The sequence below is a fragment of the Brevibacterium sp. 'Marine' genome, assembly GCF_012844365.1.
GTDB lineage: Bacteria > Actinomycetota > Actinomycetes > Actinomycetales > Brevibacteriaceae > Brevibacterium.
On record NZ_CP051626.1, the window covers coordinates 2,635,196 to 2,656,491 of the forward strand.

Annotated in this window: 17 protein-coding genes; 6 read left to right on the plus strand and 11 right to left on the minus strand. The window is 66.0% G+C overall.

Annotated features, from left to right (window positions below; all coding sequences use genetic code 11):
* Positions 1-176: 176 nt before the first annotated feature.
* A complete protein-coding gene (locus HF684_RS11845) occupies positions 177-833 on the minus strand; it encodes a response regulator (RefSeq protein ID WP_169252631.1) in 657 nt (218 codons plus the stop codon).
* The gene (locus HF684_RS11850) at positions 833-2,605 is read right to left on the minus strand and encodes an ATP-binding protein (protein ID WP_169252632.1); all 1,773 of its coding nucleotides are present in this window, start codon (positions 2,603-2,605) and stop codon (positions 833-835) included. Before HF684_RS11850 ends, HF684_RS11845 begins: the two co-directional genes overlap by 1 nt.
* Positions 2,606-2,748: 143 nt before the next feature.
* Here HF684_RS11850 and HF684_RS11855 point away from each other — a divergent pair, with 143 nt between their 5' ends.
* Together HF684_RS11855 and HF684_RS11860 are read left to right on the plus strand one after the other, a co-directional pair.
* A complete protein-coding gene (locus HF684_RS11855; protein ID WP_211167991.1) occupies positions 2,749-4,254 on the plus strand; it encodes a CitMHS family transporter in 1,506 nt (501 codons plus the stop codon).
* 13 nt (positions 4,255-4,267) lie between these two features.
* Complete coding sequence (locus tag HF684_RS11860) at positions 4,268-4,729, plus strand: universal stress protein (RefSeq protein ID WP_169252633.1); 462 nt, start codon at positions 4,268-4,270, stop codon at positions 4,727-4,729.
* Positions 4,730-4,731: 2 nt separating this feature from the next.
* On the opposite strand, the gene HF684_RS11865 is transcribed toward HF684_RS11860, so the two are convergent.
* Both HF684_RS11865 and aceB read right to left on the minus strand, forming a co-directional pair.
* A complete protein-coding gene (locus tag HF684_RS11865; protein WP_169252634.1) occupies positions 4,732-5,886 on the minus strand; it encodes an FAD-binding oxidoreductase in 1,155 nt (384 codons plus the stop codon).
* Between the two features lie 160 nt (positions 5,887-6,046).
* The gene (gene aceB, locus HF684_RS11870) at positions 6,047-7,651 is read right to left on the minus strand and encodes a malate synthase A (protein ID WP_169252635.1); all 1,605 of its coding nucleotides are present in this window, start codon (positions 7,649-7,651) and stop codon (positions 6,047-6,049) included.
* A gap of 281 nt (positions 7,652-7,932) precedes the next feature.
* On the opposite strand from aceB, the gene HF684_RS11875 reads away from it, so the two are divergent.
* Entirely contained in the window at positions 7,933-9,804 is a 1,872-nt protein-coding gene (locus HF684_RS11875) for an L-lactate permease (RefSeq protein WP_169252636.1), read from the plus strand.
* Between the two features lie 321 nt (positions 9,805-10,125).
* On the opposite strand, the gene HF684_RS11880 is transcribed toward HF684_RS11875, so the two are convergent.
* Positions 10,126-11,772 carry a ribonuclease J gene (locus HF684_RS11880; RefSeq protein ID WP_169253895.1) on the minus strand — a complete coding sequence of 549 codons (1,647 nt, stop codon included), beginning with the start codon at positions 11,770-11,772 and terminating at the stop codon, positions 10,126-10,128.
* A gap of 34 nt (positions 11,773-11,806) precedes the next feature.
* Positions 11,807-12,730: a 4-hydroxy-tetrahydrodipicolinate synthase gene (gene dapA / locus HF684_RS11885; RefSeq protein WP_169252637.1), complete on the minus strand. Its 924-nt coding sequence runs from the start codon at positions 12,728-12,730 to the stop codon at positions 11,807-11,809.
* A gap of 175 nt (positions 12,731-12,905) precedes the next feature.
* Here dapA and HF684_RS11890 point away from each other — a divergent pair, with 175 nt between their 5' ends.
* Positions 12,906-14,219, plus strand: coding sequence for an AAA family ATPase (locus tag HF684_RS11890; protein WP_169252638.1), 1,314 nt, complete (start codon positions 12,906-12,908; stop codon positions 14,217-14,219).
* 38 nt (positions 14,220-14,257) lie between these two features.
* On the opposite strand, the gene HF684_RS11895 is transcribed toward HF684_RS11890, so the two are convergent.
* Both HF684_RS11895 and HF684_RS11900 read right to left on the minus strand, forming a co-directional pair.
* Positions 14,258-14,881: a TetR/AcrR family transcriptional regulator gene (locus HF684_RS11895; RefSeq protein WP_169252639.1), complete on the minus strand. Its 624-nt coding sequence runs from the start codon at positions 14,879-14,881 to the stop codon at positions 14,258-14,260.
* Positions 14,878-16,914 carry an FAD-dependent oxidoreductase gene (locus HF684_RS11900; protein ID WP_169252640.1) on the minus strand — a complete coding sequence of 679 codons (2,037 nt, stop codon included), beginning with the start codon at positions 16,912-16,914 and terminating at the stop codon, positions 14,878-14,880. Before HF684_RS11900 ends, HF684_RS11895 begins: the two co-directional genes overlap by 4 nt.
* Positions 16,915-17,064: 150 nt before the next feature.
* On the opposite strand from HF684_RS11900, the gene HF684_RS11905 reads away from it, so the two are divergent.
* On the plus strand, positions 17,065-17,808 hold the full coding sequence (locus HF684_RS11905) for a class I SAM-dependent methyltransferase (protein ID WP_169252641.1): 744 nt from the start codon (positions 17,065-17,067) through the stop codon (positions 17,806-17,808).
* Between the two features lie 48 nt (positions 17,809-17,856).
* Here HF684_RS11905 and HF684_RS11910 read toward each other — a convergent pair whose 3' ends face one another.
* Positions 17,857-18,738 (minus strand): neutral zinc metallopeptidase, encoded by an 882-nt coding sequence (locus HF684_RS11910; protein WP_169252642.1) that lies wholly within the window; start codon positions 18,736-18,738, stop codon positions 17,857-17,859.
* Positions 18,739-18,806: 68 nt separating this feature from the next.
* Here HF684_RS11910 and HF684_RS11915 point away from each other — a divergent pair, with 68 nt between their 5' ends.
* Complete coding sequence (locus HF684_RS11915) at positions 18,807-20,087, plus strand: heparan-alpha-glucosaminide N-acetyltransferase domain-containing protein (RefSeq protein WP_169252643.1); 1,281 nt, start codon at positions 18,807-18,809, stop codon at positions 20,085-20,087.
* Here HF684_RS11915 and HF684_RS11920 read toward each other — a convergent pair.
* Both HF684_RS11920 and dapB read right to left on the minus strand, forming a co-directional pair.
* Entirely contained in the window at positions 20,050-20,508 is a 459-nt protein-coding gene (locus HF684_RS11920) for a tetratricopeptide repeat protein (RefSeq protein ID WP_127364576.1), read from the minus strand. The genes HF684_RS11915 and HF684_RS11920 overlap by 38 nt on opposite strands.
* Entirely contained in the window at positions 20,508-21,254 is a 747-nt protein-coding gene (gene dapB, locus HF684_RS11925) for a 4-hydroxy-tetrahydrodipicolinate reductase (protein ID WP_101546919.1), read from the minus strand. The genes HF684_RS11920 and dapB overlap by 1 nt, the downstream gene beginning before the upstream one ends.
* Between the last annotated feature and the right edge of the window lie 42 nt (positions 21,255-21,296).

A 21,296-nucleotide genomic window follows, 5' to 3' on the forward strand; every position in this document is an offset into this window, starting at 1 on the left:
TGGGCTCAGATTGCCCGTTTTCGGCGCATTTTTGGCAATCTGCGCACACTTAACTTGCCGTTCGGCGAAGAATCAAGCCGTTCGGGGGAAGAATCAGTCCGTTCGCGGCAGAAGCACTCCGGCCAGGCAGCGCCGAAGCCGCTGATCGAGAGTGACCGAGACGAGCCCGCCCCACCTCAGCGGGTCGAGTAGAGGTGCTCGGGCCGACCCGTCGACCCGTACTGCAGGGACACCGTGATCGTGCGGGCTTCGGCAAGCTTCGCCAGATGCCGCTGCGCGGTCGCCCGGGAGGCACCGACCGCCTCGGCGACCTCGAGTGCCGTCATCGGACCGCTCGCCTCCTCGAGTGCGGCGAGGATCCGCGTCGTCGTCGACGATCCCGCCGGGCTCGCCCCGGTTCCGCCGACGGCCGCAGCATCATGGAGGTTGCGAAGCTGCCGCTCGAGGTCGGCCTGACCGACCTTCTCCCGCTCCCAATAGCGGAGGAACCTCGCGTACCGGCGCAGGAAGTTCTGCAGCACCTCGGCCGCGAAGGGCTTGACGATGTACGTCATCGCTCCCGCCCGCAGCGACGAGCGGACCACCTGCGGATCCGTGACCGCCGAGAGCACGATCGCATCGATATCGGTCTCGCGGATGAGGTCGACACCGGTACCCTCGGGCAGCACATAGTCGACGAGAAGCAGGTCGACGTCATGCTCGGCGATGATCTCGCGCGCTGTCTTCAGGTCGCGGACGGGTTCGAGCGCCGTGAAGCCGGGCACCTCGTCCACATAGCGGGCATGGATCTGCCCGACGAAGAAGTCGTCATCGAGCACGAGAACGTTGACCATCATCTCTCCTCATCAGTTGGGAAATCATCGTCGGCGGCCGTCACATCGCCCGCGTCGCCGACGTCGGCTGGGTCGTCGAGCGCATCGGGCAGGCGTACGCCGAAGCTCGCCCCTCCGAGGCCCGGATCGTGTCCGTCGATGAGCCACACCTCTCCCCCGCCCTTCTGCGCGACCCGGCGGCAGAGCGCAAGTCCGATGCCGAGCCCGTGACCGTCCCCGGTGCCGGTTCCCGTGGTCAGTCCGATCCCGAAGTCCGGCGCCGAGGCGGCCGGCGAGGTCGTGAAACCCTCGTCGAAGATCCGTCCCGCAACCTCGTCGTCGATCCCGTCGCCGGTGTCCGTGACGACCGCGTGGAGTTCCGTCCCGGAGCTGAGCACCTCCACTTCGACCCGGCCCCCGTCCCCGGCGTATCGCTGCCCCGCCACGGCCGCGCGCACGGCGTTGTCGATGAGGTTGCCGAGGATGAGCGTGACCGCTTCCGGGTCGCGGACCGCGCCCACGGCAAGGGAGTCCGGTGTCACGGCCAGGGTCACTCCCGCCTCCGCGGCGGTCGTCCCCTTCGCTTCGAGGACGGCCCGCAGGTACGGGTCGGAGATGAGGTCGATGTCCTCGACGGGGGTCGTGATCGGTCCGGTGCCCAAAAGGGAGGACAGATAGGTGTGGGCCTCATCGGTCGCGCCCGTGTCGACGAGGCCGAGCACGGTGTGCAGCCGGTTGGCGAACTCGTGACGCTGAGTGCGCAGGGCCCGGGCCATGGCGGTGACGGATTCGAGCTGGCGCGCCATCGTCAGCATCTGGGTCTCGTCGCGGACGGTCACGACCCCGCCGACGGAGACCCCGTCGCGCTGGACCCTCACGGCTGTGGCCAGCAGGATCCGGTCGCCGATCGTGATCCGCCGCCGCAGCGCCCCGTCCGCCGGGGCTTCGGCCATGAGCGCGGTGATCTCGTCGGGGACGTCGATCGCCTCGGCCGCAATGTTCTCCCTCACCGAGGCGGCGCCGAGCAGCTCCTTCGCATTCGAATTGCTCAGGGTGAGTTTCCCGTTCGTGTCGAATCCGAGCACTCCGTCGTCGAGGCCGTGGAGCACGGCTCCTTGGTCGCGGGCCATCTCGGCGAGCTCTTCGGGTCCGACGCCGAGCGTCTCCCTGCGCAGCCGGCGTCCGAGCATGACCGACACGACTCCGCCGAGCGCCAAAGCGAGCACGGCGACAGTGCCGAGCAGAATGAGTTCGCGGCGGACATCGGCATCGAGCACGGAGGCGAAGATGCCCACCGAGACCTCACCGACGACAGTTTCTCCGTCCTCGGTCGAATAGATCGGGACCTTCGCCCGCACCGTCTCGCCCAGAGTTCCGGATTCGTGGGAGACGTTCTCGCGCCCGGCCAGCGCCTCATCCGGCGACGTCGAGACCTTGTGCCCGATCTTCGACCTGTCGGGGTGGGTGAGTCGGATGCCGCGATCGTCGGTGATGACGGCAAAGCTGATCCCCGAGCGGTCGCGCAGATCGCCGGTGATCGCCAACATCGATTCCACGATCTGCTCATCGGGCTCATCGGCGTGTTCGGCCGAGGCCTGCGTGGCGGCGGCTCGGACGTCCGGATCGATCGCCAGCGTGCGGGCAGTGGCCAGCGCCTTCGTCTCGGTCACCTCGGTGACGGTGCGCGCCCCCATCCACGCGAACACCCCGGTGACCAGGGCGAGGATCACGATGACGAGCGCGAGCTGAGAGATCAGCACACGTCGGGAGAACGAACGGTGGGGCCGGGACACGCGTTCAGCGTAGCCGCGTTTGAGCGAAATGCGCAAAAGGCGGTCAACGATCTAAACGCCATCAGTGCACACAAGCGCGCGCGGCCCGTGATCTGGGCCCTACGGTGTTTCGAGCCTCACATTCGCCTTCGAAGGAGAAGCTCGTGCTTGTCATTCTCGGTTTCGCCATGATCGCCGTCTTCATGACACTGATCATGACCAAACGACTCTCGCCGATCCTCGCACTCATCCTCGTGCCCACGATCTTCGGCCTCTTCGCCGGGGCCGGTCTGGGCATCGGAGAGATGGTCATGGACGCGATCGCCTCGATGTCGTCGACGGCAGCGCTGCTGCTCTTCGCCATCATCTACTTCGGCATCATGATCGACGTCGGCCTCTTCGACAAGCTCGTCGAGTTCATCCTCAAGGTTGCCGGCAACGACCCCGTCAAGGTCGTCCTCGGCACTGCGCTGCTCACCGGTGCCGTGTCGCTCGACGGCGACGGATCGACGACGTTCATCGTCGTCACCGCGGCTATGCTGCCGATCTACCAGCGCCTCGAGATGTCGCCGGTGGTGCTCACCTGCGTGGCCGGTCTCATCAACGGCACCCTCAACATCGTCCCGTGGGGCGGACCGACGGCCCGAGCCTCCTCGGCGCTGCAGATCGACGCGAACGAGATCTTCGTCCCCATGGTCCCCTCCCTGGTGGCCGGCCTGCTCGTCTGCTTCGTCTTCGCCTACGTGCTCGGCATCTCCGAACGCCGCCGCCTGGCCAAGAACGGAGTCGCCTGGGCCTCCGACCGCGGATCGAACCGTCGCAGGGACCTCGTCGGCGCCGTGGCCGGAGCCAGCACGACCGCGGGTTCGTCCGCGGGCACCGGGAACGGTGCGACCACGGTTGGACACGGACACGGATTCGGGTCGGCCGCCTCGGCGCACGATGACACCACCACCGAGGCGGGACCCGCCTCCGGAAGCGACGCTGACAGATCCGCCGGAACTGGTTCGGGCCTGACGAACACCGCACTCGATCCCAACCGCGCAACCCTGCGGCCGAAGCTGTTCTGGTTCAACCTGGCCCTGACCGTGGCCGTGATGGTCCTGCTCATCATCGACATCCTGCCGCTGCCGTACCTGTTCATGATCGGCACCGTCATCGCACTCATCGTCAACTTCCCGAAGATGAAGGACCAGCAGGAGGAGCTCGCCTCCCACGCCACTGCGATCATCTCCGTCGTGGCCATGGTCATGGCCGCAGGCGTGCTCACCGGCGTCATGTCCGGCACCGGGATGGTCGACGCGATGGCCGAATGGCTCGTCGAGGTCATCCCGAACTCGATGGGACCCTACATGGCCGTCATCACCGGTCTGCTGTCGATCCCGATGACGTTCTTCATGAGCAACGATGCCTTCTACTTCGGCATCCTGCCCGTGCTCGCCGAGACCGCCTCCCACTTCGGCATCTCCGCATCCGATATGGCCCGCGCCTCGATCACCGGCCAGCCCGTGCACATGCAGTCACCGCTGGTGCCCGCGATCCTGCTGCTCGTGTCGCTGTCCGGCGTCGAACTCGGCGATCACCACAAGAAGGTGCTGTGGCGGGCGCTCATCGTCGCCCTCGTCATGCTCGCAGTCGGTGTGGCCGTCGGCGTCATCGGAATCGGCTGAGCGGAGGCCCCAGATGACTGATCTCTACTCGACCTCACAGCCCCGCTTCCCCGTTCCGTCTCGGCAGGTCACCGCGTCACCGGGCATCGGTTCGGCGTCTCGCACCGTGGTCCTGGCGCTGCGTCCCGATTCCTCTGACGCAGTGCTCGAGCAGGCGATCGCCGCGGCACGCCGCGAGCACGCGGCGGTGCAGGCCGTCGTGTTCGGCACGGATACGACGACCGCCCCGTCGACCTCTCCCCTGGCCGAGTGCACGAAGTTGGGTGCCGCCCTCGCCGAGGCGGAGCTCGACTATGCCGTCCACCGTGCCGGTCCCGACCCGGCCGAGCAGATCCTCGGTCTCGCCGCCGACCACGATGCGGCGCTGATCGTCATGAGCACGAAGCGACGCTCGCCGGTGGTCAAGCTGCTGCTCGGCTCCAGCGCACAGCAGGTCATCCTCGAAGCCGAGTGCCCGGTGCTGTTGGTGAAATAAGGCTAGATCCCGGCGATTCCGCGGCCCGGGGCAAGGATTCCGTGCGGGTCGATCAGAGTCTTGATCTCGCGCAGACCTGCCCGTCCGGGCTGCGGACCCCACGCGTCGACCTCGTCCCAGACCGGCGCGGGTGCGTGGGTCAGCCGGGCGGCGATGCAGTGCAGGCCGAAGCTGCGCAGATGCTCGAGGGCCACGCGTGTGGCCACTCCCGGTTCGGATTCCGGCGCTCCGATGCCCAGTTCGAACACGCCGGTCGCGCTGCCGCGCAGCTGCAGCGGATAGCCGATCGTCGTCTCCAGGCGGGTCACGGCATCGATGAGGGTCGGAATGAAGCTCGGTGCCACCGACAGCTCGATGGTCGCGGCCAGGCGCGCTCTGCGACCCCACCATTCCGGTTCCGCGCACGGGGTCGCGCCGGGAATCCGGTCTGCGAGGTGGTCGATTTCGCCGACGACGTCGTCGGTCTCCCCTTCGATGAGAACCACTGTTGCCACAGGTGAACCGGGTGGGCGTTCGATGACGACCGCGTCGGGAACGCGACGGGCGGTCAGAAGGTCGCAGGCCGCCTCGGTGCCGGGAATCCATACGAATCCCTGCGTTTCGGGCCGCCCGGTCAGACGGATCTCGGCTTCGGCGATGATCGCCCGGGTCCCCCAGGATCCGGTGACCAGGCGCGGCAGAGCGCGACGGCCAAGATCCGGGTGGAGCCCTTCGGCGGTGCGGGCGATGGTCCCGTCGGCGGCGACGACCGTCACGGATTCCACGGTCTCTACCAGCCGGGGGCGGCGCAGACTGCGGGGCCCGGTGGCCGCGGTGGCGATCATTCCGCCCAGCGTGGCGCCGGCGTCGATGCGGTCGCGGGGAAGATCAGCGAGGATCTCCTGTCCCGATTGGGCGGCGAACCTGGTCAGGGCGCTGATCCGGGTTCCGGCTCCGGCCCGGATCGTGTCGCCGGAATGGTCGCCCACCTCGGCGATCGATGTCAGGTCGATGAGCAGCCCGGGAGTGGAGACAGGCGGATGGTCATCGAAGGCGGTGCCGCCGCCGAACACCGCGACGGTGCGGTGCTCGGCGTGGGCGCGGGCCATGAGTTCGGAGAGTTCCGCGATGCCCCTGGGACTGGCCAGACGGGGCAGTTCGTCTGTGCTCAGGCTCATCCCCACCTCCGTCAATCCATCCGTCATCGGCACCTCCCACCTGCGGGTCGATCCGGAACCGTCGCTTGCGTGTGTATGTCGAGCTTAGCGAAGAACGCCCTCGAAATCGGTGCTCGGAGCACAGATTTCGAGGGCGTTCGGTGTCGTCAGCGGCGCCAGGTCACGGCATGCGGGCGTAAGCCGGCAGGGTGAGGAAGTCGACGTACTCGGGGTCGAGGGCGACCGAGACGAACGTGTCGGTGGCGTCCTTCCAGCCTGCGTCGTCACCGGGCAGCTTGGCGACCTCCTCGGCGACGATGCGCTCGACGAGCTCGTTGGTCACCTTCTTACCGGAGTCGAGGGTGATTCCGGCGTCGAGCCACTGCCACACCTGGGAGCGGGAGATCTCGGCGGTCGCGGCGTCCTCCATGAGTCCGTTGATGGCGACCGCGCCGTTGCCTTCGAGCCAGGCGCGCAGGTACTGGATGCCGACGGACACGTTGGTGCGCAGGCCGGCCTCGGTCATCGCACCCGGGGTCGACTTCACGTCGAGCAGATCGGCGGCGGAGACGTCGACGTCTTCGCGCTTGTTGTCGATCTGGTTGGGCTTGTCGCCGAGGGTCTCGGTGAAGACCTCCTTGCAGAGCGCAACCATTCCGGGGTGGGCGACCCAGGAGCCGTCGAAGCCGTTGTAGGCCTCACGCGACTTGTCCTCGCGGACCTTGTCGAAGGCGGCCTTGTTCGCGGCTTCGTCCTTCGAGGGGACGAACGCCGACATTCCGCCGATGGCGTGCGCCCCGCGCTTGTGGCAGGTGCGCACGAGCAGTTCGGTGTAGGCGCGCATGAACGGCACCGTCATCGTCACGTCCGAACGATCCGGCAGCAGGAAGTCGGAGCCGCGGGAGCGGAAGTTCTTGATCACGGAGAAGATGTAGTCCCAACGGCCGGCGTTGAGTCCGGCGGAGTGCTCACGCAGCTCAAAGAGGATCTCCTCCATCTCGAAGGCCGCGGTGTAGGTCTCGATGAGCACGGTGGCGCGGATGGTGCCGCGGGCCAGGCCGAAGGCATCCTCGGCGTGTTCGAAGACCTGGTTCCACAGGCGGGCCTCGAGGTGGCTCTCCATCTTCGCGAGGTAGAAGTAGGGGCCGCGGCCCTTCTCGATCTGGATCTGACCGGCGGTCGCGAAGTACAGGGCAAAGTCGACGAGCGAACCGGAGGTCTCCTCACCGTCGATGAGGATGTGCTTCTCGGGCATGTGCCAGCCGCGGGGGCGCACGACGATGGTCGGCAGCTCCTCATCGGGAGCGAGCGTGTATTCCTTGCCCTCGGGCGAGGTGAAGTCGATTTCACGGTTGAGCGAGTCGAGCAGATTGATCTGACCCTGGATCACCGAATCCCACTGCGGGGTGTTCGCGTCTTCCTGGTCGGCCAGCCACACCTTCGCGCCGGAATTGAGCGCGTTGATCGTCATCTTCTTGTAGGTGGGGCCGGTGACCTCGACGCGGCGGTCTTCGAGGCCGGGTGCCGGGGGTGCGACCTGCCAGGACGGATCATTGCGGATCTCAGCGGTCTCTTCGAGGAAGTCGAGATCCTTGCCTGCGGCGATCTCGGCCTGGCGTACCTTGCGAGCCTCGAGGCGCTCGAGGCGGTCGCCGTTGAACTTCCGGTGCAGATCGACGATGAGCTCAAGCGCCTTGGGCGTGAGGACCTTCTCAGCCCCGTCCGGCAGCTCACCGGTGATCTCCATCCCGGCCGGGATGTCCAGGTTTTCGATATGAGCGGTCATCGATGGTTCTCCTTAGTCAGCACATCGGTGCTGCGTCCTTATCCACATCTGGTGATGCGATATGTTCGCTGGTCAACGGGGTTTTGACTGCGAAACTTTCACATTGTGAAAATGTATGTTCACACCACGAAAGAATATGAGGTGATGCACGTCTCGTCAAACCCTATCCTGCATTCGAGACCGTGTGTTCATTGACTCTGCCCAGGCGGCTGGAGAGGATAAGGGGGACATCGCTCATGGACTCGCCGATGCGGCAACGACGCCGCGGATCGGACTGAAAAGTGGACAACCTCGCTGTTGCAGCTCTCTTGGCCCTCTCCCCCATTCTCTTGGCCGGAATCCTTCTCATCGGTTTCCGCTGGCCTGCGAAATACGCCATGCCGATCGGACTGATCGCTGCCGCGCTCGTGGCGAACTTCGCCTGGCAGATCGAGTGGGTGACGATCGGCGCATCGGTCGTCCAGGGCCTCCTCGTCGCGATCGGACTGCTGTGGATCGTCTTCGGCGCGCTTCTGCTGCTGGCTACGGTCACCCGGTCCGGGGCGATCGAGACGATCCGCTCCGGTTTCATCGCGATCTCCCCGGACCGGCGCGTGCAGGTCATCATCGTCGCATGGCTCTTCGGCTCCTTCATCGAGGGTGCCGCCGGCTTCGGCACTCCGGCGGCCGTGGTCGCCCCGCTCTTGCTGGCCCTCGGCTTCCCTGCGATCGCCGCGGTCCTCGCCGGTCTCATCATTCAGTCGACTCCGGTCAGCTTCGGTGCCGTGGGCACCCCGATGGTCGTGGGCATCGGCACCGGACTGTCTCAGGAGGACGGCTCGATGTCGGCCGATGTCGCCGAACGCGCCGGTCAGCTCGGCCTCGGCCAGGCCGAGTTCGTCGCTCACACCGCCACCCAGGTCGCGCTCATCCACGCCTGCTGCGGCATTCTCATCCCGCTGCTGCTCTCGTGCCTGATGACTGGGTTCTTCGGTGCCAATCGGCGCTTCGCCGACGGTCTGGCCATCGCCCCGTTCGCGATCTATGCAGCCGTGGCGATGATCGTCCCCTATCTCATCGTGGCCAATGTGCTCGGACCCGAGTTCCCGTCGCTGCTCGGCGGACTCATCGGTTTGGCCATCGTCGTGACGACCTCGCGGATGGGCTTCCTCATGCCGAAGAAGACCTGGGACTTCGCTCCGCGTGAGGCGTGGCCGGCGATCTGGATGGGCACCGTCGACCCGAACAAGGAGAAGGCGCAGCTGACGAAGAAGATGTCACTGGCCCGCGCCTGGTCGCCCTATCTCATCGTCGTCGCTCTGCTGCTCGTCACACGCAATGTGCCCGCGATCAAGGAGTTCCTCACCGGTCCGGCCGTGATCAAGATCGATAACATCTTCGGCACCCCGATCAGTCAGAACATGGATCTGCTGTGGTCGCCGGGGGCGATCTTCGTCCTCGCGTGCGGGCTGACGTACTTCATCCACCGGATGACGAGGAAGCAGATCGCAGGCTCCTGGCAGATCGCCGGTTCGCAGATCGCCGGCGCTGCCGTTGCTCTGCTGTGTTCCCTGCCGCTGGTGCGCGTGTTCATCAACTCCGGTGCCGATTACAACGGTGCCGGCCTGGATTCGATGCCGGTCACCCTCGCCGAGGCAGCCGCCAGTTCCGTGGGCGACGCCTGGCCGCTGGTCGCCCCCTTCGTCGGTGCTCTGGGTGCGTTCGTCGCGGGCTCGAACACCGTCTCGAACGTCATGTTCTCCCAGTTCCAGTTCTCCACCGGCACCGCGATCGGTGCGGCGAGTCCCGAGACCGTGGTCGCGGCTCAGGCGGTCGGCGGCGCCGCTGGGAACATGGTGGCCGTCCATAACGTCGTGGCCGCCTCGGCGACGGTGGGACTCATCGGTCGGGAAGGCGAGCTCATCCGGCGGACGTCGATCCCGATGCTCGTCTATTCGCTGACTGCGGGCGCTCTGGCGTTCATCGGCCTCAACGGCCTGGGCTTCAATGCGGGCACCGTCGTCCTCACCGCGATCATCGTCGGCCTCGCCGTCGTCGTGGTGATGCTCCGCCGCTCACCGGGCAAGCCGCTTCCCGGGGTCGGCGTCGGGGCGGCGGCCGGTGGCAGCGAAGGCACGGCCGACGACGATCCGGAGCCCACCACGCGCACCTGACTGCCGTCCGCGCCTGACGCTGCCGTCCGCGCGTATCGTTCCCGCGCCTGACGCTGCCGTCCGCGCGAATCGTTCCCGCACCTGACGCTGCCGTCCGCGCGAATCGTTCCCGCACCGGGTGTCATCGCCTTTTGGCACAGGAGTCATCGCCTTCTGATCCAGTCATCGGGTTCAAACGCGATGTGCCGATCAAAAGGCGATTCGTCCGGAACGCGACAACGCCCGCAGGGCCTTCAGGCACCTGCGGGCGTTCGTGGGTTCGTCGGCGCAGCAGACCGACAGTCGAGCCGACCGCCGACGGAGCCGACCGCCGACGGAGTCTCAGACGATGACGACCATGGGGACGATCATCGGCTTGCGGCGCAGCTTCGACGACACCCAGCGGCCGATGGTGCGGCGCACCACCTGCTGGAGCTGGTACTGATCGGTGGTGCCGTCACGCAGGGCATCCTCGACGGCCTTCTGCACCTTCGGAACGATCGAGTCGAAGACGTCATCGGACTCGGCTACACCGCGGGCGTGGATCTCGGGTCCGGCGATGAGCGACTTCGTCTGCGAGTTCACGGCCATGAAGATCGTCACGAAGCCCTCGCCGGACAGGACCAAGCGATCCTTGAGGTCCGCCTCGGTGATCTCACCAACCGACGAACCGTCGACGAAAACGTAGTTGCAGTCGACAGCGCCGACGACCTCGGCGTGGCCGTCCTTGAGGTCGACGACCCAGCCGTCATCGGCCAGGACGATGTTGTTCGGGTCGACTCCGGTCGCCTCGGCGTGGCGGGCGTTGGCCAGCAGGTGACGCCATTCGCCGTGGACGGGCATGACGCCGCGGGGTTTGACGATGTTGTAGCAGTAGAGCAGCTCGCCGCCGGAGGCGTGGCCGGACACGTGGATCTTCGCGTCGGCCTTCGAGATGACTCGCGCGCCGAGCTTCATCAGGCCGTTGATGACCTTGAACACGGAGTTCTCGTTGCCGGGGATGAGCGAGGAGGCGAGGATGACGGTGTCGCCGTCGCCGACGTCGACGCGGTGGTTGCGGTTGGCCATGCGCGACAGGGCGGCCATCGGCTCACCCTGGGAGCCGGTGCACATGAGGACGATCTGGTCCTCGGGGTAGTCGTCGACCTTCTTGATGTCGATGAGCGTTCCGGCTGGCACGTTGAGGTAGCCGAGGTCTTCGGCGATCTTCATATTGCGCACCATGGAGCGGCCGACGAGGGCCACCTTGCGGCCGTGGGCGGTGGCGGCGTTGAGCACCTGCTGCACGCGGTGGACGTGGGAGGAGAACGAGGCGACGATGATCCGGCGCTCGGCGGTGCCGAAGAGGTTCTCGAGCACGGGCCCGATGTCCTTCTCCAGCGCAGTGAAGCCGGGGACCTCGGCGTTCGTCGAGTCCGTCATGAACAGGTCCACACCTTCTTCGCCGAGGCGGGCGAAGGCGCGCAGGTCGGTGATGCGGCCGTCGAGCGGCAGCTGATCCATCTTGAAGTCACCGGTGTGCAGGATGTTGCCGGCGCCGGTGCGGATGAACACGGCCAGGGCGTCGGGGATCGAGTGGTTGACGGCGACGAACTCGAGGTCGAAGGGACCGAGCTGGTCGGCATCGTCTTCGGCCACCACTCGGGTGATGGGCTTGATGCGGTGCTCTTTGAGCTTGGCTTCGATGAGCGCGATCGTCAGCTGCGAACCGAGGATCGGGATGTCGCCCTTGCGGCGCAGCAGGTAGGGAACGGCACCGATGTGGTCTTCGTGGCCGTGAGTCAGGACGAGGCCGATGATGTCATCGAGGCGGTCGTCGAGGTAGGAGAAATCGGGGAGGATGAGGTCGACGCCGGGCTGGTCCTCTTCAGGGAAGAGCACACCGCAGTCGACGATGAGGAGTTTGCCGTGGTATTCGAAGACGGTCATGTTGCGGCCGACTTCGCCGAGTCCGCCGAGCGCGACGATGCGGACGGCTTCTCTGTCCATCTTCGGCGGGAGGGACAGTTCTTGGGTCAATGCATTATTCACTGAGGTAACCACTCCTGGTCAATTGGGCGGCGACGAACGCCATCTGATCCTCATCAGCTGGGAGCAGCGGCATACGCACGTCGCGGTTGTCGAGTATTCCTTGGGCCTGCAGAGCGGCCTTCGCCGAGATCACTCCCGGCATGTGGTTCATGAGCGCATCCACCACGTCCGCGGTGTCGCGGGAGAGGGTGCGGGCGGTATTGAGGTCGTTGTTCGCCACTGCGGAGACCATCGCGGCGAACCGGTCCGAGCAGACGTGCCCGGCCACGGATACGAGTCCAAGCGCGCCGAGGGACAGCAGCGGCAGGTTGAGGGCGTCCTCGCCGGAGTAGTACACGAGCGAGGAGTTGTTCATGACGAACGAGGAGGCGAAGAGGTCGCCCTTGGCGTCCTTGACCGCGAGGATGTTCGGGTGGTCCGAGAGTCGCAGCAGGGTGTCCGTGATGATCGGGGCACCGGCGCGGCCGGGAATGTCGTAGAGCATGACCGGCAGGTCGGTGGAGTCGGCGGCCGCGCGCATATGGGCTTCGATCGCCGGCTGGGTCGGCTTCGAGTAGTACGGGGTGACGAGCAGGATCCCGTCGGCTCCGGCATCGGCCGAGCGGCGGGAGAGGTCGATGGTGTGTGCGGTGACGTTGTTGCCGGTGCCGGCGACGATCTTCGCCCGCTTGCCGATGACTCCGCGGACGACGCGGATGAGTTCGACTTTCTCGTCGTCGGTCGTCGTCGGTGATTCGCCGGTGGTGCCGGAGACGACGAGCATGTCGTTGCCGAGCTCGACGAGGTGGTTCGCCACCTTCTCCACGGACGCATAGTCGATGCTGCCGTCGCGCTTGAATGGGGTCACCATTGCCGTGCCGACGGAACCGAACGCGTCAATGGCAGTCGCTGCTGCCTGATCACCGAGAATCGCCATAGACCCAAGGATACCGCCCACGTCGTCTCATCAGTGCAGTGGTCCACCCGCGTTGCGGGTGTCGTTCGCCTCGTCTGCGGCGCTCATGCGGTCACGGTGAGAGACGGATCACACCTGTGTCCGTCTGATCGTCTACGCTTGTGCCCTGCCCGCCACCGAAACACAGGAGTTTTCGATGACCCGCACCCGCATCCGCGATTTCCATGATGATGATCTCGACGGAATCATCCGTCTCTTCGAAGCCGCCGTCCCGGAATCCTCGGCCGCTCCCCCGCTCTATCCGCTCTCCGAGGTGTTGGCCGCCTGCCAGCGCAATCAGGCCGTCGTGGCTGTCCGCGATGAGGAGATCGTCGGTGCCGCCGTCGGCCGCGCCGCCCACGGGCAGGGGGTTCTCGTGTTCTTCCATGTCCTCGAGGCGGTCCGTGCCGATCCGGAGCAGGGCACCCGCGCCGAGGCGGGGCTGCTCGATGCGCTCGAACGCCGTCTCATGCCGCTGGGCTTGGGGAAGCTGTCGATGCTCGTTCCCGCGGGGACGTCGGCCTGCGATGGTCTGGTCGCCAACGGTTTCGAGGCCCGGTCCGGGCTGAAGTACGTCGAGCGTCACCTGCCCGTCCAACGTCGTGAGCTCGACTGTCTCAAAACGGTGGGCGGACGCATCCTGCCGCGCCACCTCTGGGACGGGGTCAGCGGGATGCAGGAGGAGAAGGACATGCTCGAGGACCGCCTCGTCGTGCCCTTGGCCGAACCGGATCTCGCCGATCATTTCGGGGTCGTCCCGCCTCGGGCGGTGATGCTCTTCGGTCCGCCGGGGACGGGGAAGACGACATTTGCGAAGGCGGTGGCGTCGCGGTTGGACTGGCCGTTCGTCGAGGTGTTCCCGTCGCGTCTGTCCGGTGAGCCCGGTGGTGTGGCCGCAGGTCTGCGGACAACGTTCGAGCAGATCAATGAGCTCGAGCATGCTGTCGTGTTCATCGATGAGGTCGAGGAGATCGCGTCGAAGCGCGGGGGCGAGCCGCCGTCGCCGACGCAGGGTGTGACGAATGAGCTGCTCAAGCAGGTCGGTCAGTTTCGAGATCGGGAGGGCCGGCTGCTCATCTGTGCGACGAACTTCGTCCGCGCCCTCGATGCGGCGTTCCTGCGGCATGGACGCTTCGACTACGTCATTCCCATCGGGTTGCCCGATGCCACCGCCAGGGAGGCGATCTGGTCGCGCTACATTCCCGAGCACACGATCGCCGGTGTCGATCTCGACGTGCTCGTCAATGCCAGTGACGGTCTGACCCCGGCCGATATCGAATACGCTGCCCGGCGTGCTTCGCAGGAAGCTCTGGCCTCGTCACTGCGGCAGCAGCAGGTCGATATCTCCTCTCGGTCGGATGTGCTTTCGACCGATGACTATCTCGAGGCACTGCGGGCGACGCGGGCGACGGTGTCCGAGGAGACTGCCCGGGAGTTCGGCGAAGACGTGGAGACGATCGCGCGGCTGTGAGACGGCCGCGCCCACCCGTCGCGCGGGCGCGGTGCCCCCTACCCTTCGAGCAGGCGGTCCGCGGTCTCAATGAGGATCCGCGTCATCGTGGACGGATCGGGACCGTGACCGGCGACGGTGGCCAGGTCGAATCCGTCGATGATGGCGACGAACGTGTCGACCACCTCGGCGGCGGAGAGCTGGAAGAGCCCGAATTCGTGCCTCTTCAGCCCATCATCGACGACCGTCCGGAACAGCTTCCGCCATCCGTCGAACACGGCATCGACACAGTTCTGCAGGCCTTCGTCCGTGCGCGCGGCGGTGACGAGTTCGAGCCAGATCCGCGACCGCTGCTCGTGCATTCCCACCCCATGGACTGCCGCGAACGCATCGTGCAGGCGATAGCGAGCCAGTCGACCGCGAGGGTCATCGCCTGGCTTCGCCATCTCCTCGAGGTGCAGCAGCACCGTCGCGGTATGGAAGGAGAACGCCTGGGCGAGCAGGTCGTCCCGGGACTCGAAGTAGTACTGCACGGTGCCGATGGACATGCCGACTGCTTTCGCCACGTCCCCGAGCCGGACCGCGGCGGGACCTTTGGCGACGATGGCGTCGAGGGTCGCCTGGATGATCGCGAACTTCTTCGCCTCGGCCTGCTCGGGAGGCTGAGCCGGACGGGGGCTCATGCCGTGACCGGTTCTCGTCGTTCGGCCAGATCGGTCGCCGCGGTCAGACCTTCGTACACGGCTTCCTCGACCGTGCGCGGGGCCAGGGCGTCGCCGATCACCGTCACCGAGGCGGTCCCGAAGTCGAGGTCGACCGGCACCGATCGCGGTGCACCGGAGACGATCGTCGCGGCGACGCCGTCGACCTCGTGGACGACCTCGCACAGCGTCGACTGCAGGTAGCCGGTGTCAGCATCGACGCCGACGAGGCGAGCGTCGTTGACGAATTGCACCCGACCGGTCCGCAGCGCTTGGGACACGAGCAGGGTGCGGGTGTACTGCTGGATCGCGGCACCGGCGAAGTTCGCCGCGGTCGCCAGAGTCACCTGGCGTCCGGCTTCGGCCAGGCGCAGGGCGATGCCGAGTCCGATCCAGTCGCCCTTCCAGTCTGTGACGAGCACGCGCCCGACCGGCAGGTCCGGGGACTCCCGCAGATAGTCGCGGGCGCCGATGACGAACGCGTCGTCGGCGATCTCGAGGGCGGGCATGCGCTGTTCGGCACCGGTGGCGATGATGACATGGTCGGGGGCCACCTCGGTGATGAGGTCCTGGGTGGCTGGTACGCAGGTGCGGATGTCGACGCCGGCGCGGGCCGCCTCGGCGGACAGGTTCGTCGCCGCTCCCCCAAACTCGGACCGGTACGGCAGTTCCTGAGCCAGCAGCACCGCCCCGCCGAGGTGGGGCTCCTTCTCGCACAACACGACGTCGTCGCCCTGTTCGGCGGCGACCGCTGCGGCTTTGAGTCCGGCCGGTCCCCCGCCGATGACGAGGACCTTGCGTCGGGTGCGCACCGTCGGGCGGGGCAGGAAGGTCAGCTCACGACCTGATTCGGGGTATTGGATGCACGAGATCGGCACACCCTGTTGGAAGTGGCCGATGCAGGCCTGGTTGCAGCCGATGCAGGCGCGGATCTCATCGACCTCATCGGCTGCGGATTTGTTCGCGATCTCCGGGTCGCAGATCATCGCGCGGGTCATGATCGCCATGTCGGTGCGGCCTTCGGCGATCGCGGTTTCGGCTTCGTGGGGTTGGTTGATGCGGCCGGCGACCATGACGGTCTTGTCGGTGATCTTCTTGACCTGCTCGGACAGGTTCGTTGCGTATCCGGGGTCGATCTGCATCGAGGGAACGATGTGGACGGCGCCCTGCAGGGTGGAGGAATCGCCGGCGGTGATGGAGAAGTAGTCGAGGCAGTCGACGCCGTCGACGGCGTCGGCCACGTCGGCTGCGTCGGCCACGTCGGCGGTCAGGGAGTCGAGGTGGTCGATGAGGTCGAGGATCTCAGCGGCGACGAGGCCGCCCTCGGTCTTCTCCTCACCGGAGATCCGCACGCCCACCACGATGTCGGGTCCGACGGCGGCGCGGACGGTCTGGGCCACCTCGGCGAGGAACCGGCGACGATTCTCCGGGCTGCCGCCGTACTCGTCGGTGCGGGTGTTGACGGCGGGGTTGAAGAACTGGATGGGCAGGTAGCCGTGGCTGGCGACGATCTCGACGCCGTCGATTCCGGACTCGACGATGCGCCGCGCGGCATGCCCGTAGCCGGCGATGATGTCTCTGACCTCAGCGGTGGTCAGCGCTTCGGGGACGACCTTGAAGCGTTCCTGCGGTTCATCGCTCGGGGCCTTGGCGCGCGGTGCCATTCCGCGCTCGCCGTCCATGACTTCGCGGCCGGGGTGGAAGAGCTGAGCGACGATCGTGGCCCCGTGACGGTGGACCGCCTCGGCGACGGCCCGGTATCCGGGGACGGAGGATTCGTCGGTGGCCATGAGCACGTGGCTGGTGTAGCGGGCGGTTTCGTGGACGCCGGAGACCTGGAGGACGATGAGTCCGGCTCCACCCTTCGCGCGGGCCTCATGGTAGGCGACGAGGTCGTCGCCGATGTGGCCGTGATCGTCGAGGACGGTGTCATGGCCGGAGGAGACGATGCGGTTGCGGATCGTCGTGGAGCCGATGGTGATGGGTTCGAAGAGGTGCGGGAACAGCTGAGACATGATCATCCTTGATCACTTGCGGGTGGGGCCGGGTGACTGCCCCTCGACGGGGCCGACTCAGTTATTCATATCACCGTATGACGAACGCGGGCAAGGGTTGGCTCACGTAAATCGAGTGCTTCACTTGCTTCCTGCAGTTACCCTGAAGCTATGCCTGACGCCTGCTTTTCACATTCCCGGCTAGCCCAGGTCTATGACCCTCTTGATCCTGACCGATCGGACCTGGAAACGTATGTGAACCTGGCAACCGAATTCGGAGCGGAAACTGTGCTCGACGTGGGGTGCGGCACCGGGGAGTTCATCGCTCGGCTCGTCGACATGGATGTCAGTGCTCTCGGCGTCGATCCGGCTGCAGCATCCTTGCAGGTCGCACAGCCAAAACTGAAACCCGGTTCAGCCGAGCTTGTCATCGGTACAGCTTCCGACGTGGCCGACGACAACGCCCGGAGGCACTCCTTCGATATGGCGACGATGACCGCGAATGTCGCACAGGTCTTCCTCGACAACGAAGAGTGGCTTTCCACACTGCGCGCAATCCGATTGTGCCTTCGAACCGGGGGAAGGCTGGTGTTCGAAACACGTGATCCAGCGGACCGAGCTTGGGAGCGGTGGACCAAAGAAGCCACTCACCGCACAGTCGAACTCGGGGATTTGGGCGTGGTCGAGGAATGGATCGAGACGACGAATGTGGAACGTGAGTTCGTCACCTTTGTTTCACCAACGATTTTCCACCTCGACGGGGAACGCATCGATTCGACGTCCACATTGCGGTTCAGACCAAGATCTGTGCTCGGACAGACTTTATCGGAAACAGGATTCACCAGGGTCGAGGTACACGATCTCCCCTACGCTCCTAGCCGCGGATGGCTGTTCATCGCCACTGCCGGTTCCTGATGATGCCGCCAGCAGCAGTCGGATCATCACACTTCGCGAAGTTGCGCATCACAACTGATCGCCGGAGACGGCGAAGGTGTCGCAGCTGTTCAGACCCTCGTTGTAGCCGGTGGTGAACCAGTTCTGGCGCTGCTTGCTCGAGCCGTGGGTGAACGATTCCGGGTTGACGAAACCGGACAGCTCTTGGATGTGATCGTCGCCGACGACGAAGGCCGCATTAAGGGCATCGTCGAGCTGTTCCTTCGTGGGCTCTTCAAGGTACGCAGTGCCGTTGTCGTCGGTGAGCGTGGTGACCTTGCCGAGCCAGGCACCGGCGTAGCAGTCGGCTTGGAGTTCGGTGCGCACGCCGTTGCTCGCAGGTCCGGTGCCGTTGTTCGGGTGCTCGCTCATCACGCCGGTGATGTTCTGGATGTGGTGACCCCATTCGTGACCGACGATGTAGAGCTGGGCGAGCTCATCGGCCGAGGCACCGAACTGCTGACGCAGTATGTCGAAGAAGCTCGGATCGATGTAGACGCCCTGATCGGCCGGACAGTAGAACGGCCCGACCTGGTTCGAAGCGGTTCCGCAGGCCGTCGAGGTCTGACCGTCGACCAGTGTCATCGCCGGCGGTTCGTAGCCGTCCACTTGCTGAGCCCAATAGTCGTCGAGAACGACCTGCGCTCCGGCCATTCGGCAGTCGATGTTCGTATTCGCGTCCTCACCCGTATCGCATTGGGACATGCTCGCCCCGCTCGACTGATTCTGACTGCCGCCGTCGTCCGGAGTGATTCCACCCATCAGCCCGGTGACATCAACGCCGAGCAGCGGTCCGATGAGGAAGACGAGCAAGCCGACGATGCCCACGCCGCCACCCCCGACGATCGCGGTGTTGCGACCGCGTCTGCTCGTCCTGTTGCCGCTGATATCGGCGTTCGGGTTGAAGGTCATGGCATAAAGATACCCCGGGAGCGGACAAGGGCAGGCGAGCAGATGTGAAGTCGTGTGAGAATCGTTCCATGAGCTCTCACCCGGCGGAACCTCACCGAGCGCACGACGCAGACTCCACGGCCACCTCGGCGAGGGTTGCCCGTCGGCTCAGCCCCGACGGTCGCCTCATCGGACTCGATGTCGCCCGCGGGATCGCACTCTTGGCGATGATGGTCACGCACATCTTCGCGCTCGGCGACGAGACGGGGATGCCGACCTGGGCAGCGATCTTCGCCGGGCGCGCCTCGGCGCTGTTCGCCGTCCTCGCCGGCTGTTCTCTGGTGCTCTCGACCCGGTCACGGATGGCGGAATCGGGCCGCTTGCGCGATGCGGCGCCGAGCGTGCTCATCCGGGCGGCGGCCATCGTCCTCATCGGGCTGTGCCTCGGGTCGATCTCCGGACTGCTCGCGGTCATCCTCGTCAACTACGGGATCATGTTCGCGCTTGCGCTGTTCTTCCTGCGTCTGCGGGCCGGTGCGCTGTTCGCGATCGCCGGAGTCTGGATGGTCGTCTCCCCGATCGTGTCGATGTGGGTGCGTTCGACATTCCTCCTCGAACCGAGCTACCTGCCGATGGGATTCTTCGACCTGGCAACACCAGGGACGATGCTCACCGACCTGTTCCTCACCGGCTATTACCCGGTGCTGCAGTGGCTGTCATACATTCTGCTCGGCATGGCCGTGGCGAAGCTCGACATCGGCCAGCACCTGCGCGCGCTGTTCACGGCCGGACTCGGACTCTACGTCGCCGGTCGCGGTGCCTCGTGGATTCTGCTCAATGTCTTCGGCGGCGATGCCGCGCTCGTGGAGGTGTCGCAGATGTGGGGCACGGACCTCACGGCGGCCCTGTTCACCGGCAGCTACGGGGTGACTCCGGCAACGTCATGGTGGTGGTTGGCGATCGCCGGTCCGCATTCGGGCACGCCGTTCGATCTGCTCTCCACAGGAGGCACCGCGATGATGACGATCGCCGCCTGCCAAGCTGCGGCGCTGCTGTTGGGTCGCCGGTCGTGGGTGCTTGCACCGCTGTCGGCACCGGGGTCGATGCCGCTGAGTGTCTATTCGGCACACGTGGTGCTGTTGGAGATCACGCGGTCGCAGATCGTCGGCAATCCGATGGAAGAGTCCGCAACGACGGGCGAACAGACGCTCGAGTACGTCATCCACGCACTCACGTTCGTGCTGCTGCCGCTGGTGTGGAAAGCGTTCGTCAACACACGCGGCCCGCTCGAGGGCGGGATCGCAGCGGTCATTCGGGCGGCGTCGCCGGGGCCTACGCCCCCTGCTTCTGACCATCCCGGAAGAGACTGATCGACTTGCGCATCGTGGCGCGGGCCCGTTTGCGGTCGCCGCTGGCGTCGTAGGCGCACGAGAGCCGGAACCAGGACCGCCAGTCCTCGGGGGCTGCCTCGGCTTCGGCCTGGTACTTCACGAATTCCCTGTCGGCGGCCTCGCGGATGATCTTCCCGCCCGGTGTCCTGGGCAGGTCGTCGACGGGCAGTCCGCCTTCCTCCCCGAGGATGCGCGCGAGCTTCTCCGTACGGGCACCGAAGACGAGTTCGACGATGAGCGTCCAGGCGCCGATGACGGGCAGGACGAACAGGGCGATGCCCATGATCGTGGGGATCATCGCGGGTTCGCGCACGAGGATCCACGCCCGCTGGCCCATGAGGACGAAGTAGAAGACGAGGACGACGGAGACGATGATCGCCCCGATCTTGGCCTTCGACATCAGAGGTCGAGCATGTTCTCGAGGCCGTGGATGAGCCCCGTGTAGTCGGCGATGGACCGCACGGCGGTGACGATGCCGGGCATGAACGCCGAGGTGGAATGCGAGTCCGTGCGGATGGTCAGGGCTTCGCCGTCGGAGCCGAAGAGGATCTCTTCGTGGGCGTTCATGCCCTGCTGACGGATGGCGTGGACGTGGATTCCGTCGATGACGGCGCCGCGGGCTCCCTGCGGATCGGATTCGGTGGAGTCGGGAACGGCCGGCAGGCCGGCGGCGTTGCGGGCGGCGGCGATGCGCTGGGCCGTGTGGTTCGCCGTGCCGGACGGGGCGTCGAGTTTGCGGGTGTGGTGGATCTCGACGACCTCGGCCGAGTCGAAGTAGGGGGCCGCAAGTTCGGCGAAGCGCATGGCCAGGACGGCACCGATCGAGAAGTTCGGGGCGATGAGCACCGCGGTCTTGGGGTGATCCTTCAGTGTGTCCTCGAGACGGGCCAGACGGTCGTTGTCCCAGCCGGTGGTGCCGACGACGGTGTCGATGCCGTTCTCGACGAGGAAGCGGACATTGTCCTCGGTGGATTTCGGCACGGTGAGTTCGACGGCGACGTCGATGTTCTGCTCAAGCAGGGTCTCCAGCGAGTCGCTGCTGCCCAGGGCTGCGACGAGTTCGAGTCCTTCGGCGTCGTTGATCGCATCGACGGCGTGGGATCCCATCCGACCCTTGGCTCCGATGACGGCTACGCGAATGCTCATATGCTGTGACTCCTTGTGCGATGATCCCTGTGAGAAGTGCCG

Excerpts from the sequence above, each read along its gene's own strand:
- dapB (WP_101546919.1), bottom strand. The coding sequence starts at position 21,254 with ATGAGCATTCGCGTAGCCGTCATCGGAGCCAAGGGTCGGATGGGATCC.
- HF684_RS11910 (WP_169252642.1), bottom strand. The coding sequence starts at position 18,738 with ATGACCTTCAACCCGAACGCCGATATCAGCGGCAACAGGACGAGCAGA.
- HF684_RS11860 (WP_169252633.1), top strand. The coding sequence starts at position 4,268 with ATGACTGATCTCTACTCGACCTCACAGCCCCGCTTCCCCGTTCCGTCT.
- HF684_RS11915 (WP_169252643.1), top strand. The coding sequence starts at position 18,807 with ATGAGCTCTCACCCGGCGGAACCTCACCGAGCGCACGACGCAGACTCC.
- HF684_RS11905 (WP_169252641.1), top strand. The coding sequence starts at position 17,065 with ATGCCTGACGCCTGCTTTTCACATTCCCGGCTAGCCCAGGTCTATGAC.
- HF684_RS11895 (WP_169252639.1), bottom strand. The coding sequence starts at position 14,881 with ATGAGCCCCCGTCCGGCTCAGCCTCCCGAGCAGGCCGAGGCGAAGAAG.
- HF684_RS11880 (WP_169253895.1), bottom strand. The coding sequence starts at position 11,772 with ATGGACAGAGAAGCCGTCCGCATCGTCGCGCTCGGCGGACTCGGCGAA.
- HF684_RS11920 (WP_127364576.1), bottom strand. The coding sequence starts at position 20,508 with ATGTCGAAGGCCAAGATCGGGGCGATCATCGTCTCCGTCGTCCTCGTC.
- aceB (WP_169252635.1), bottom strand. The coding sequence starts at position 7,651 with ATGACCGCTCATATCGAAAACCTGGACATCCCGGCCGGGATGGAGATC.
- HF684_RS11890 (WP_169252638.1), top strand. The coding sequence starts at position 12,906 with ATGACCCGCACCCGCATCCGCGATTTCCATGATGATGATCTCGACGGA.
- HF684_RS11900 (WP_169252640.1), bottom strand. The coding sequence starts at position 16,914 with ATGTCTCAGCTGTTCCCGCACCTCTTCGAACCCATCACCATCGGCTCC.
- HF684_RS11845 (WP_169252631.1), bottom strand. The coding sequence starts at position 833 with ATGGTCAACGTTCTCGTGCTCGATGACGACTTCTTCGTCGGGCAGATC.
- HF684_RS11865 (WP_169252634.1), bottom strand. The coding sequence starts at position 5,886 with ATGAGCCTGAGCACAGACGAACTGCCCCGTCTGGCCAGTCCCAGGGGC.
- dapA (WP_169252637.1), bottom strand. The coding sequence starts at position 12,730 with ATGGCGATTCTCGGTGATCAGGCAGCAGCGACTGCCATTGACGCGTTC.